This is a genomic window from Exiguobacterium sp. SL-10 (assembly GCF_004337025.1).
Classification (GTDB): domain Bacteria; phylum Bacillota; class Bacilli; order Exiguobacteriales; family Exiguobacteriaceae; genus Exiguobacterium.
Map to the genome: position 1 here is coordinate 434677 of NZ_SJUP01000001.1, position 12695 is coordinate 447371.

The 12695-nt window shown below is 52.5% G+C and carries 13 protein-coding genes; 11 read left to right on the forward strand and 2 right to left on the reverse strand.

The features are described from left to right. Positions 1–53 precede the first annotated feature (53 nt). The 4 genes from EVJ33_RS02180 to EVJ33_RS02195 all read left to right on the forward strand — a co-directional run bounded on the left by EVJ33_RS02180 (position 54) and on the right by EVJ33_RS02195 (position 3986). Positions 54–911, forward strand: coding sequence for a MerR family transcriptional regulator (locus EVJ33_RS02180; protein WP_131434023.1), 858 nt, complete (start codon positions 54–56; stop codon positions 909–911). Between the two features lie 61 nt (positions 912–972). Next, a complete protein-coding gene (locus tag EVJ33_RS02185) occupies positions 973–1554 on the forward strand; it encodes an adaptor protein MecA (RefSeq protein ID WP_131434025.1) in 582 nt (193 codons plus the stop codon). A gap of 96 nt (positions 1555–1650) precedes the next feature. Further along, positions 1651–2568 (forward strand): D-alanine--D-alanine ligase, encoded by a 918-nt coding sequence (locus EVJ33_RS02190; protein WP_131434027.1) that lies wholly within the window; start codon positions 1651–1653, stop codon positions 2566–2568. Positions 2569–2717: 149 nt separating this feature from the next. Further along, a complete protein-coding gene (locus EVJ33_RS02195) occupies positions 2718–3986 on the forward strand; it encodes a Glu/Leu/Phe/Val family dehydrogenase (RefSeq protein WP_131434029.1) in 1269 nt (422 codons plus the stop codon). Between the two features lie 55 nt (positions 3987–4041). Here EVJ33_RS02195 and EVJ33_RS02200 read toward each other — a convergent pair whose 3' ends face one another. Both EVJ33_RS02200 and EVJ33_RS02205 read right to left on the reverse strand, forming a co-directional pair. Then, positions 4042–5049, reverse strand: a complete 1008-nt coding sequence (locus tag EVJ33_RS02200) for a YpdA family putative bacillithiol disulfide reductase (protein WP_131434306.1) — start codon at positions 5047–5049, stop codon at positions 4042–4044. A 36-nt stretch (positions 5050–5085) separates the two neighbouring features. Next, positions 5086–6057: an asparaginase gene (locus EVJ33_RS02205; protein ID WP_131434031.1), complete on the reverse strand. Its 972-nt coding sequence runs from the start codon at positions 6055–6057 to the stop codon at positions 5086–5088. A gap of 107 nt (positions 6058–6164) precedes the next feature. Here EVJ33_RS02205 and prsW point away from each other — a divergent pair, with 107 nt between their 5' ends. From prsW to EVJ33_RS02240, 7 genes are all read left to right on the forward strand, one after another. After that, on the forward strand, positions 6165–6821 hold the full coding sequence (gene prsW / locus EVJ33_RS02210; RefSeq protein WP_131434033.1) for a glutamic-type intramembrane protease PrsW: 657 nt from the start codon (positions 6165–6167) through the stop codon (positions 6819–6821). A gap of 20 nt (positions 6822–6841) precedes the next feature. Beyond that, complete coding sequence (locus tag EVJ33_RS02215; RefSeq protein ID WP_131434035.1) at positions 6842–7507, forward strand: flagellar brake protein; 666 nt, start codon at positions 6842–6844, stop codon at positions 7505–7507. Between the two features lie 74 nt (positions 7508–7581). After that, entirely contained in the window at positions 7582–8259 is a 678-nt protein-coding gene (cmk, locus tag EVJ33_RS02220) for a (d)CMP kinase (RefSeq protein ID WP_131434308.1), read from the forward strand. Further along, on the forward strand, positions 8256–8879 hold the full coding sequence (locus tag EVJ33_RS02225) for a lysophospholipid acyltransferase family protein (protein WP_131434037.1): 624 nt from the start codon (positions 8256–8258) through the stop codon (positions 8877–8879). Before cmk ends, EVJ33_RS02225 begins: the two co-directional genes overlap by 4 nt. Before the next feature lie 140 nt (positions 8880–9019). Next, positions 9020–10168 carry a 30S ribosomal protein S1 gene (rpsA, locus tag EVJ33_RS02230; protein WP_034777315.1) on the forward strand — a complete coding sequence of 383 codons (1149 nt, stop codon included), beginning with the start codon at positions 9020–9022 and terminating at the stop codon, positions 10166–10168. Positions 10169–10297: 129 nt separating this feature from the next. Continuing rightward, the gene (gene der, locus EVJ33_RS02235; protein ID WP_131434039.1) at positions 10298–11608 is read left to right on the forward strand and encodes a ribosome biogenesis GTPase Der; all 1311 of its coding nucleotides are present in this window, start codon (positions 10298–10300) and stop codon (positions 11606–11608) included. 17 nt (positions 11609–11625) lie between these two features. Further along, the gene (locus EVJ33_RS02240; protein ID WP_131434041.1) at positions 11626–12669 is read left to right on the forward strand and encodes an NAD(P)H-dependent glycerol-3-phosphate dehydrogenase; all 1044 of its coding nucleotides are present in this window, start codon (positions 11626–11628) and stop codon (positions 12667–12669) included. The last annotated feature ends 26 nt before the right edge of the window (positions 12670–12695 follow it).

The following is a 12695-nucleotide window of genomic DNA, read 5'->3' on the forward strand; positions in this document are numbered from 1 at the left end:
TTCGGATGGGTCTATACTAAAAAAGAAGAACCTGTAGGAAAGGAGGGGCTGCTGTGCCGAAGTACTCCATTAAGACGGTCGCGTCTCTCACCGGGGTCAACCCGACGACGATTCGGGCGTGGGAACGCCGCTATCAATTTATTGTGCCGAGCCGGACCGAATCCGGCCACCGACTGTATTCCGACCAAGACGTCGAAAAGATTAAATGGGTCGTTGAGAAACAACGGGAAGGCTTGACCGTATCCCAAGCGATTCAACAACTACATGTTGCCCCGAAGCCGAAGCCTGCCCGCCTCTATGACGAGGAATTAATGGATGGGTTGCTCGAGGCGTTACTTTCGTTTGACGAACGCAAGGCGCACGATTTGATCAATCGTGCTTTTAATACGTTCAGCTTTGAAAAGGTCACGAAAGACATCATCGGTCCGTTGTTGATGGAAATCGGGACGCGTTGGGAGAATGGGGACATCACGATTGCGCATGAGCACTTTGCGACCGCTTTTTTGCGGGCTCGTTTGTCGACGCTCTCCTTACAGATGCCGATGAATCCATTTCTACCGCGGATCATTTGTGTGTGTTCCCCAGGCGAGATGCACGAGATCGGCCTGTTGTTCGTGACGCTTTATTTGCGCCAATACGGGTACGATGTGATCTTCCTTGGTGCAGGCTTCCCGAAAGAAGATTTAAACGAGGCGTTGCACGATATCGACGCGAAGTGCTTGATTTTCTCCTGCACATTGACGGAACATCTTGAAGGTCTAAAAGAAGCGATGCGCTTTATCCAAGCCGACCATCCCGATCTCGTCATCGGAGCCGGGGGATATGCGGTCAGCCTTCACGCCTCCGAGTTTGGATCGGCCTTCCTCGGTGATACGCCTGAAGCATGGACTGAGTGGTTGTCAACTATTTGACAGGTTGAACAAACGAGAGTAGCTTATAAAGTAGGATTGATTAATCTTTGGAGGTTTTCGTTTGAGATTTGAAAAGCAAACTAAAGAACATTTAAGGGTATATTTGACCGCGAGCGACCTTTCTGTTCGAGGGATTGCCATCGATACGATCGTCGGAGAGAGCGGCCAAGACCTATGGCGGGAATTGCTCGAGACAGCGGAGGCGGAATTCGGCTTCATGCCCCAAGGCACTGTCGATTTGAACGTGACGATGTTTCCCCGCGACGGACTCGTCATTGACGTTCAAAAAGTCGAAGCGGCCGCCCCGGAATCGGATCAAGAACAAGTCGAGATTCGGCTCACGATTGATGTGATTCATCATCTGATTTATCAGTTTGACGATATTGAGGACGTCATCAACGCCTCGGTCCGTCTATTCCCACATATGCAACAGACGGAGCAGGGTGGGGCGCTTTACCATTATGATGGACGCTATTATTTACATTTTGTCGAAGTGCTCAAACCGGACGTCGAGGAGCGCTTGGCCGCCATCTTGTCGGAGTACGGGCGCACGACGACTGTCAGTCCGTACGTCATGATGGAATACGGCAAGACGATTCAAACTGAACAAGCCGTGAAACAGCTGTACGATACGTTCGCGTAAGTACGGCTTTTTAACTGTTCTGTTTCTATTGTTTTCACCCGACACATGGTATGATAAAACTTGAATTTTTGAGATGTTAGCCGAAGGAGAGATTTGATGAAAGTCGCGGTATTATATGGTGGTGTATCAGGTGAGCGGGAAGTGTCGCTCACGAGTGGTAAAGGAATGATCGAGGCGCTCGAAGAACGCGGGCACGAGGTCGTGGCGATTGATTTTCACCCGGACCGGGCTGATGAGCTATTGACGCTTCAAGCCGATGTCGTCGTGAGCGCCCTGCATGGGAAATATGGAGAAGACGGACGCGTCCAGTCACTGTTAGAGATGGCCGGATTGCCGTACACGGGATCAGGTGTCTTGGCGTCAGCGCTGGCGATGGACAAAGCCCGTGCGAAAATCATATTCGCCGCTGCCGGCATCCGCATCGCCCGTGACGTCCTTATCGAGACGGGTGACGATATCGACGCGAAAATCGCTGAGTGGGGCGCTGAGTTCCCGTGCGTCGTCAAGCCGGCTCAAGAAGGGTCATCGAACGGATTGACGATCGCGATGGACGAAGCGATGCTTCGTCAAGGGATCGACAAAGCGTTCGCGTGTGATACGGCCGTGTTGGTCGAACAATATATTAAAGGCCGTGAGTTGACGGTACCTGTTCTTGGGAATCACGGGGCCGAGACCGCACTGCCGGTCATCGAAATCATCCCGAAAAATGAGTTTTATGACTATGAGTCGAAGTATTCAGAAGGCGGGTCGATTCACGTCTGTCCGGCTGAGTTGCCGGATGCGTTGACCGAGGAAGTTCAAACGGCTGCCATCAAAGCACACCGTGCCCTCGGATGTAGCGGTTATTCTCGTTCGGACTTCCTCGTTTCTGAAACGGGACTCGCTTATATTTTAGAGACGAACACGCTCCCGGGTATGACACCGCTCAGCTTGTTCCCAGACAGCGCCCGTGCTGTCGGAATTTCGTACGGTGAGCTGTTAGAGCGATTCATTGAACTGGCACTGGACAAGTAAGAAGGGACCCACCCTTCTTTTTTGTTTTAGAAAACGCTTTCATTATTTTTGTAAAAGCCTTTCAAATTGGGCGCGTATCAGCTATACTTTTAAACGAATACGAGGTTGATTCTTGGGGGAGAATTGACAATTTAGGGGAGGAAACCTTCATGATTACGGATCAAGAAAAAGGTCATCAAAAACGAAAAAACATCCTTGAATCGACACAAGAAGTGATACACGAGGCGCTTGATAAACTTGGGTATCCAGAAGAGATGTACGAGCTCTTGAAAGAGCCGCTTCGGATGTTGACCGTCCGCATCCCGGTACGTATGGATGACGGATCGACAAAGATTTTCACAGGATACCGGGCGCAACATAACGACGCGGTCGGGCCGACGAAAGGTGGCATTCGCTTCCACCCGAGCGTGACGGAAGTCGAAGTGAAGGCGTTGTCGGTCTGGATGAGCTTGAAGGCCGGAATTGTCGACCTTCCATACGGTGGCGGTAAAGGCGGGATTGTCTGTGATCCGCGTGAGATGAGTTTCCGTGAAATCGAACGATTGAGCCGAGGTTATGTCCGAGCCATCAGTCAAATCGTCGGACCGACGAAAGATATCCCAGCTCCGGACGTGTTCACGAACTCGCAAATTATGGCGTGGATGATGGATGAGTATAGCCGCATCGATGAATTCAACTCACCTGGTTTCATCACGGGTAAACCACTCGTCCTCGGTGGCTCGCATGGACGTGAGACGGCCACGGCAAAAGGTGTCGCCATCATGATCCGGGAAGCAGCGCTGCGCCGAGGGATCGAGTTGAAAGGGGCGCGTGTCGTCGTCCAAGGATTCGGGAACGCCGGGAGCTTCTTGTCGAAGTTCATGCATGACGCCGGTGCGAAAGTGATCGCCGTCAGCGATGCATATGGTGCGATTCACGATGAGAACGGCCTCGATATCCCGTATCTTCTGGATCGTCGAGATTCGTTCGGGACGATTTCGACGCTCTTCAAGAACACGATTTCGAATAAAGAAATGCTCGAACTCGACTGCGACATCTTGGTTCCGGCCGCGATCGAGAATCAAATCACTGAAGACAACGCTGATCACATCAAGGCATCGATCGTCGTCGAGGCCGCCAACGGACCGACGACGAACGAAGCGACCCGTATCTTGACAGAACGCGGCATCCTGCTCGTTCCAGACGTGCTCGCGTCGAGCGGCGGGGTGACCGTCTCGTACTTCGAATGGGTTCAAAACAACCAAGGTTACTATTGGACGGAAGAGGAAGTGGAAGAGAAGCTTGAGAAAGTGCTCGTCCACTCGTTCAATACGGTATATAACACGTCGTCGGCCCGTAAGGTCGATATGCGTCTCGCCGCCTATATGGTCGGTGTACGTAAGATGGCCGAAGCGTCGCGTTTCCGCGGTTGGGTATAATCAGACAGCAAAAAAGAGGGAGAGCCTGGCATCAGGTTCTCCCTCTTTTTGTCGATTACGTTGTCACACCGTTACGCTCCCGAAGCGTCTCGGCAATGGCTTGGCCGTGGAACCGGCCGTTCTCGATAAAAATCTTATTGGCATCATTTCCGGCGGCGACGACACCGGCGATGAACAAGCCGTCAACGTTCGTTTCGAACGTCATGTCGTCAAATGCGGGCACGCCTGTCTCCTCGTCGACTTGAACCCCGGCATCGGCGAACAGCCCGTGGTCGGGCAAGTAGCCCGTCATGGCGAGCACGTGGTCGGTCTCGAGTCGGAATTCTTCGCCGTGTTGACGATAGACGACGTGATGCGGCTCAATCCGTACAATCTCCGCCTCGAGCTCGAGGCGGACCTTGTCGTGGCGGACGAGCGAGTCGAACGTTGGCAGCACCCACGGTTTGACAGACGGGCTATAGCCGTCCCCGCGATAGAGTACCGTGACGTGGGCTCCGGCTTTCTCGAGCTCGATGGCCGCATCGACCGCGGAGTTTTTTCCGCCGATGACGGTCACGCGTTGACGGTAGAACGGATGCGCCTCTTTGAAGTAATGCGTGACGTGCGGCAATTCTTCACCCGGGACGTCGAGCGTACGAGGGCGTCCGTAATAGCCCGTGGCCAGGATGACATAGTCGGCCTTACGCTCTTTGGCGCCATCGCGATCATGATGTGACCGGACGAGGAAGCCGTCCTCAGTACGCACCACTGCTTCGACCGTCTCAAAGGGTTGGACGTCGAGCCCGGTCCGGCTGACGACTTCCCGGTAATAGACGAGTGCATCTTGACGACGCGGTTTCAAATCTTTACAGATGAACGGGATATCCCCGATTTCAAGCAAATTGGCAGACGAGAAGAACGTCTGATGGGTTGGATACCGATAGATGGCGTCGACGATATTGCCGCGCTCGATGACCGTGCACGAGATGCCGATACGCTCTAACTCAATCGCAGCCGACAGCCCACACGGTCCGGCGCCGACGACGATAGCATGTTTATTCAATGAAATCACCTCATCCCTCATTGTATGGAAGGACGAATCGGTTGGCAAGTCGACAACTCAATGTTGGAAGCTAAAGCTGTGCTCCATGACCGCCTGGGACGATCCTGCTTCAAGCTCGACGAGGAGGCGGAGTCTCGCTTTTTGTGAGTTCAATCCGTTCGAGAAGATGATGCCCATCTCTTTGAGTTGTTGGCCTCCGCCGACGTAACCGTACACGTCTTGGACGATTCCATTAAAACAGCGGCTGACGATGACGACCGGCATCCGTTCGACGAGCATTTCGAGCGCCGGGACGATCGACGGCGGGACGTTTCCTTGCCCGAGCACTTCAAGCACGAGTCCGTCATAGCCGAGCGCGTGCACGGCCTCGATCAAATCCGGCTCCATCCCGGCGACGACTTTCAATACCGCGACCCGCTTTGTGATCGAGGGTATCATCTTTGGTTGTTTCGTCGTCGGCTGACTGTAGATGAGGACGTGATCTTTCGTCACCATGCCGACGTTCCCGAAGTGGACCGATTTGAACGTGTCGACCGAGGACGTGTGCGTTTTTGTCACGTTGAACGCGGAGTGGATCTCTCCGTTGAAGACGACGAGCACCCCTTTACCGCGTGCGACATCACTTTGGGCGACCCGAAGCGCCGTGATTAGATTGAATTCGCCGTCCGAACCGACTTCGTTCGACGAGCGCATCGCTCCGGTCAAGACGATCGGTACCGGCGCACCGAGTGTGATTTGTAAGAAGTAGGCTGTCTCTTCGAGTGTGTCGGTCCCGTGCGTGATGACGACCCCGTCGTACGTGTCTTGCGTCAGTTGTTGATTGATGAACTGGGCGAGCTCGAGCATTTTTTCCGGTGTCATGTGCGGTGACGGGATGTTCGAAAAATGTTTCGTCGTGATGTTCGCGATGTCCGTCGCTTTCGGTAATGTCGCGTCAATCGGATTGACCTCGCTCGGCATGACGTGTCCCGACCCCGATTGAGACATGGCGATCGTACCGCCGGTGTGGATGAGTAACAAATGATTCATAACAGACCTCCAACTTTTTTGTTCGTTTCTTCCATTTTCTAGGTGCGACCTACTTTTTCTTTCCTCTATTTCAGTGTATGCTTAACGTGAGAGAGGAGAGATGCATCATGATTGCAATCGCCTTGTCTGCGGTTGCGCCAGGGTTCGCCCTTCTTTCCTACTTCTATCTCCGCCATGAGTTGGAAGCGGAACCGCTCGGCTATGTGATCCGTTCGTTCGTCGCCGGGGCCATTCTCGTCTTTCCGATCATGTTCGTGCAGTATGCGTTCGTGGAAGAAGGGGTGCTCGTGGGCCCGTTTTGGAAGGCGTTCGTGGCCACCGCGCTATTGGAAGAGTTTTTTAAGTGGTTCATGATTTATTATACAATATACATACATAAAGTCTTCGATGATTACTACGACGGGATTCTCTATGCGGTCGCCTGTTCACTCGGCTTTGCCACATTAGAGAATTTTCTATATTTATGGGTATACGACTCGATCGAAATCGCGATTTGGCGTGCCGTGTTGCCGGTGAGCGGTCATGCGCTCTTCGCTGTCGTCATGGGGTTTTGTCTCGGTCGGGCTAAACATTCCACCCATGAACGGTTTTGGCTATTCACGGCGGTCATGGCAGCTACGCTATTGCACGGCATGTTCGACTATATCCTGCTCGTCGAACCGATGAACAAAGTGCCGGCCGTCGTCTATATCGTCGTGCTTTGGATGGTCGCGCTCTTACTCGTGCGGACCGCCAATCGCTCCAATCATCGCCAATACAAATAGAATAAAAGGGGAATCGTTTCATGTTAAAAGTAGGTCAAGAGTTACGGATAGAAGTTGAAGGGAGAAAAGAAGGGAAGACGAAAATTGCGGCCATTAATGACCAAATCGTCTGGATCGAGTCCCCGAGTGAGACAGATACGTTGAAGACATTTTTCTTGCACGAAGACGAATCGATGCGCGTCTATTTCTTCGTAGGCGAAGAACAGCTCTATGCGTTCGACACGGTCGTGACGAGACGGGTGAGCGATGCGCAGTTGACGCTTCGCTACGCGTTCAACGTGCCGGATGAAAAGAAAATCAGACGCGTGCAGCGTCGCGAGTATTTGCGGGTCCCGGAAATGATCAACGTGACCGTATCCGCAGAAGATGGCCAAGCGTTCCCGTCGTTTGAGACGACGTCGCTCGACGTGTCGGCCGGAGGTATGCGAATCGTGGCGAACCGAGCCCCGGTCGCGGTCGACGAGTCAATCATCGTCTCGTTTCATATCGCTGACGACCGTGGCGTACCGCAGACGTTCCGTGTCAAGAGTCGCCTCGTTCGCATTCATGAACAGGCAGTCAAACAAGAATTATCCCTTTGCTTTGAAGAATTATCATCTCGGGACCAAGAGACGATTTTGCGTTATTGCTTCCGAGCCCAGCTCGAAGCGAGAAAACGGACAGGCTCCGTATTTTCTTCACGATAAAAAACTGGTATGATGTTCTCGGAACAAATGACCGAGAGGAGGCGGGTATCGGGATGAGCCGATACCCAATTTTTATGAATAAACCGTTACAGATTGCATTAGATGGACCGGCTGGGGCTGGGAAAAGCACGATTGCGAAAACACTCGCCAAAAAATTAGGATACGTCTATATCGATACGGGCGCGATTTATCGCGCCGTCACGTATCGCGCGCTTCAAGACGGCGTCGGTCTCGAAGACGGCCCGATGCTTGCCGAGATGATTGACAACATGGATTTACGGCTCGTCCCATCTGAGGACGGTCAACGCGTGTTCGATGGTACCGAAGAAGTGACCGAGGTCATCCGGACGAGTGAAGTGACGAACAACGTCAGTTTCGTCGCGCGCCAACCGGAAGTGCGGGCCGCCCTTATGGACTTGCAACGAGACCTCGCCAGCAAAGGCGGAATCGTCATGGATGGTCGTGATATCGGCACGCACGTCTTACCTGGGGCGGACTTGAAAGTATTTATGACGGCTACGGTCGAAGAACGGGCCCGTCGTCGGCATGAAGAGAACGTGGCGAAGGGATTGCCGAGCGACCTCGGACAGTTACAGCTCGAGATCGCCCTCCGCGATAAGCGTGACTCAGAACGCGATGTCGCCCCGCTTCGCCAAGCGGATGATGCACATTTCCTTGACACGACTGAATTGTCGATTGATGGGGTCGTCGAAGCGATCGAACAATTGATGAAGCAGGTGATTGGACGATGAAACCGTTAAACAACGGACCGTTCGGCATGTATCGTCTTGCAGTTGCGGTCGTCAATATCATTCGCAGATTAAGTTTTCGCGTCGAATATATCGGACGTGAAAACGTTCCGCTCGACGGATCCATGATCGTCTGCTCAAATCACCAATCGAACTGGGACCCGGTGTTACTCGCCGGGGCGATGCCGAAACAACGTCAGCTCCGATTTTTTGCTAAAAAAGAACTGTTTGAAGTGCCGGTATTGAAACATATCTTAAATCGCGCCGGCCAAATTCCGGTTTCACGCGGGGAAGGCGATCGCCAGGCGCTCCGGGTCGTTTTGCAAAAATTAAAGGAAGATGAGGTCATCTCGATCTTTCCTGAGGGCACACGCTCGAAAGACGGGACGCTCGGCAAAGCCCAGGCCGGGGTCGGGTTCTTCGCGCTCCGTTCGGAGACATCGGTGCTCCCGGTGGCCATTATTGGGACGTACAAGTTCCGTTCGAAGCTTAAGGTCGTGATCGGCAAGCCGGTCGACTTGAGCGCGTTGAAAGCGGAGAAGGCGAGTGCGCAAACGGCGGCAGATTTGATTATGGCCACAATCGGTGATTTGTACATGCAGCATTCACGGAACGTTCGCTAATTTCAGGTTTAATCTATTGCTAGGAGAGGAACTAACCTGATAACACCTTGACAAATCTTTCGAATTATAAGAAGTTTATACTAGGTGTAAGCGCCTTTGGGCGCTCCTTTTTGTACTCATCGTGAGGGGGTAGTGTTGGAATGGTCGAAGAAATGAAAGATATGCCTGATTTTGAGATTAATCGGGGTCAAATTGTGACCGGTACTGTCGTCAAAATCGAGGACAAGCAAGCGTTAATCGATATCGGTTATAAAACCGAGGCAATTTTACCAATCAGTGAAGTATCAAGCATGCATTTAGACGATTTAAACGAATCACTCCATGTTAACGACGAAATCCGTGTCAAAGTGAAAAAGGTCACGGACGAAGAAGTGGTCGTTTCGAAGAAAGACGTCGATGCCGAGGCAGCTTGGGATCAAATCGTCGAGAAATTCGAATCTGGTGAAGTATTCGAAGTCATGGTGAAAGACAAGGTCAAAGGTGGACTTGTCGTTGACATCGGTATCCGTGGATTTATCCCGGCTTCGCTCGTAGAGAACCACTTTGTCGAAGACTTCTCATCCTATTTGAATAAACCGATTACGGTTAAAGTCGTCGAGATCGACCGCGAGAAAAATCGTGTCATCTTGTCGCATAAAGCAGTTGCCGAAGCGGAAATGAGCGCGAAGAAAGCGGAGACGCTCGAGTCGCTTGAAGTCGGTCAAATCATTGAAGGGACGGTTCAACGTCTCACTGATTTCGGAGCGTTTGTCGATATCGGCGGCGTTGACGGCCTCGTTCATATTTCGGAGATGGCCCATAGCCGGGTTGAGAAACCGAGCGATGTTGTAACTGAAGGGGACAAGGTCAAAGTGAAAGTCCTAGGACTTGACCTCGACAACGAGAAAGTGAAGTTGTCGATTAAAGAGACGCAGCCAGGACCTTGGGAATCGGTAGAAGGCAAAATTCAACCGGGCGACGTGATCGATGGGAAAGTCAAACGTCTCGTCACGTTCGGCGCATTCGTTGAAGTCGCGCCGCAAGTCGAAGGGTTGCTACACATCTCGCAAATTGCGAATCGACACATCGCGACACCGTCTGAAGTGTTATCAGAAGGTCAAGACGTGAAAGTAAAAGTGCTCGACGTCCATCTTGACGAGAAAAAGATTTCGCTTTCGATGCGTGCTCTTGAATCGAGCGATTCAACGCGTGAAGACGCGGACCAATCGTTGCTTGACGAGTATAGTGACCAAGGAGGTTTCTCTGTCTCTGAGTTGACAGGAGAAGAGACCTCGGACGATTCTAAATAAGACGATCGTTCAAGCGGGAGCCAGACTCCCGCTTCTTTTTGTATGGTCACAGAAATATGGCTGTGATATGATAGTACAGTTGCAATTAGAAACGATAAGTTATTGAATGAAAGTTAGAGAGGTGTTTATATGGGAATTCCAGCAGTGGCCATCGTAGGCCGCCCGAATATTGGGAAATCCACGATTTTCAACCGGATTATCGGAGATCGCGTGTCGATCGTCGATGACAAGCCGGGGGTAACACGCGACCGCATTTACGGGACGGGTGAGTGGTTGAACCGTAAGTTTCATTTAATCGATACAGGTGGAATCGAGGTCGGTGACGAGCCGCTTCTCGTTCAAATGCGCCATCAGGCCGAGCTTGCAATCGATGAAGCGGACGTCATCATCTTCATGGTGAACGGACGCGAAGGCATTACAGCAGCAGACGAAGAAGTAGCGAACTTGTTATTCCGTTCGAACAAACCGATCGTCCTCGCTGTCAACAAAGTCGACAACTTCGAGATGCGCGAGCTCATGTATGAGTTCTATTCGCTCGGATTCGGCGACCCGTTCCCGATTTCAGGGACGCACGGCCTCGGTCTCGGGGATTTGCTCGATAAAGTGCTCGATTTGGCACCAGATAAAGATGACTACGAGTATAACGAAGAAGTGATTCAATTCTCACTCATCGGACGTCCGAACGTTGGGAAATCGAGCTTGACGAATGCGATTCTCGGTGAAGAACGCGTCATCGTCTCGGATATCGCGGGGACGACTCGTGATGCCATCGATACACCGTTCACACGGGACGGTCAAGAGTACGTCATCATCGACACAGCCGGGATGCGTAAACGCGGAAAAGTATATGAGTCAACCGAGCGTTACAGCGTCATGCGTGCCCAGAAGGCAATCGAACGCTCGAACGTTGTCCTCGTCGTCATCGACGGCGAAGAAGGCATCATCGAGCAAGACAAACGCGTCGCTGGACTCGCCCACGAAGCGGGGAAAGCCATCGTGCTCGTCGTCAACAAGTGGGATGCCGTCGACAAAGACGATAAGACGATGAAAAAGATGGAAGAGAAAATCCGCAAGGAGTTCTTGTTCCTCGACTATGCTCCAATCGTATTCTTGTCGGCGCTTACGTCGAAACGTCTTCAGACGCTTCTGCCGGTCGTCAAAGAAGTGGCTGATTCACACCGCCGTCGGATTTCGACGAGCGTGTTGAACGACGTCATCGTTGACGCTGTCGCGATGAACCCGACACCGACGGACAAAGGACAACGACTCAAGATTAACTACGCGACGCAAGTGGCCATCGAGCCGCCGACGTTCGTGTTGTTCGTCAACGATCCAGAGTTGCTTCACTTCTCGTACAAACGTTATCTAGACAACCAGATTCGCCGCGCATTTGACTTCACTGGTACACCAATTCATATCGTGGCGCGTCAGAAAAACTAGTAATGGGGGTGCCTTCTATGGCAAAAGTTGCTGTCATCGGTGCAGGGAGTTGGGGAACGGCGTTATCACTCGTCCTCGCTGACAACGGACATGACGTCCTGCTTTATGGACGTGAAGAAGAGCATGTGCATGAAATCAATACCGACCATACGAACTCGACGTATTTAAAAGATGCACCGTTACCGACCTCGATTCGAGCGACGACGGACTTGGCAGAAGCGGTCGCTGGCCGCTCGATCGTGTTCCTCGTCGTCCCGAGCTCGGCGATTCGTCCAGTGTCTCGTGAGTTGAACGCACTTCTCACGGAGCCGGTTGTCCTCGTGCATGCCGCCAAAGGAATCGAGCCGAAGACGCACAAACGTCTATCGGAGATTATCGCCGAAGAAATCGATCCGTCGAAACGTCGGGCCATCGGTGTGTTGACAGGTCCGACGCATGCAGAGGAAGTGGCCGTCCGTAAATTGACGACGATCACAATTGCCTGCGAGGACTTGGACGTGGCCGATGAGATTCAAGAGTTACTCACGAACGATCAGTTCCGGGTGTATTTGAACTCGGACGTGATCGGGGCGGAGTATGGGGGTGCCCTTAAAAACATCATCGCGCTCGCAGCAGGGATGACCGATGGCCTAGGGTATGGCGATAACGCCAAAGCGGCCCTGATGACGCGCGGAATCGTTGAAATCGCGCGGCTCGGAGTCAAACTTGGCGCCAACCCGGCTTCGTTTTCGGGCTTGACCGGGATCGGTGATTTGATTGTCACGGCCACGTCCCAGCATAGCCGTAACTGGCGTGCCGGGAACGCGATTGGTCGCGGTGAGAAACTCGAGGACGTGCTCGGTCACATGGGCATGGTCGTCGAAGGGGTTCGTGCCTGTGAGGCGGCGCATACGCTCGCTTGGGAAGCCGGTATCGAGATGCCAATCACGGAAGCCCTTTACAACGTGTTGTTCGAAGGCAAGAGCCCGCATGATGAGGTACAAAAGTTAATGAGACGCCCGCAGAAGCATGAGATGGAAGAAGTCTTCCACTTTGAAGGCGGCGAAGAGCAAAGGGACTGACGTTTTCGTTCAGTTCCTTTGTTTTT

What these genes read in the sequence shown, in the direction of transcription:
- EVJ33_RS02190 (WP_131434027.1), top strand. Translation starts at nt 1,651, where the DNA reads ATGAAAGTCGCGGTATTATATGGTGGTGTATCAGGTGAGCGGGAAGTG.
- EVJ33_RS02195 (WP_131434029.1), top strand. Translation starts at nt 2,718, where the DNA reads ATGATTACGGATCAAGAAAAAGGTCATCAAAAACGAAAAAACATCCTT.
- EVJ33_RS02200 (WP_131434306.1), bottom strand. Translation starts at nt 5,049, where the DNA reads ATGAGGGATGAGGTGATTTCATTGAATAAACATGCTATCGTCGTCGGC.
- EVJ33_RS02205 (WP_131434031.1), bottom strand. Translation starts at nt 6,057, where the DNA reads ATGAATCATTTGTTACTCATCCACACCGGCGGTACGATCGCCATGTCT.
- prsW (WP_131434033.1), top strand. Translation starts at nt 6,165, where the DNA reads ATGATTGCAATCGCCTTGTCTGCGGTTGCGCCAGGGTTCGCCCTTCTT.
- EVJ33_RS02215 (WP_131434035.1), top strand. Translation starts at nt 6,842, where the DNA reads ATGTTAAAAGTAGGTCAAGAGTTACGGATAGAAGTTGAAGGGAGAAAA.
- cmk (WP_131434308.1), top strand. Translation starts at nt 7,582, where the DNA reads ATGAATAAACCGTTACAGATTGCATTAGATGGACCGGCTGGGGCTGGG.
- EVJ33_RS02225 (WP_131434037.1), top strand. Translation starts at nt 8,256, where the DNA reads ATGAAACCGTTAAACAACGGACCGTTCGGCATGTATCGTCTTGCAGTT.
- rpsA (WP_034777315.1), top strand. Translation starts at nt 9,020, where the DNA reads ATGGTCGAAGAAATGAAAGATATGCCTGATTTTGAGATTAATCGGGGT.
- der (WP_131434039.1), top strand. Translation starts at nt 10,298, where the DNA reads ATGGGAATTCCAGCAGTGGCCATCGTAGGCCGCCCGAATATTGGGAAA.
- EVJ33_RS02240 (WP_131434041.1), top strand. Translation starts at nt 11,626, where the DNA reads ATGGCAAAAGTTGCTGTCATCGGTGCAGGGAGTTGGGGAACGGCGTTA.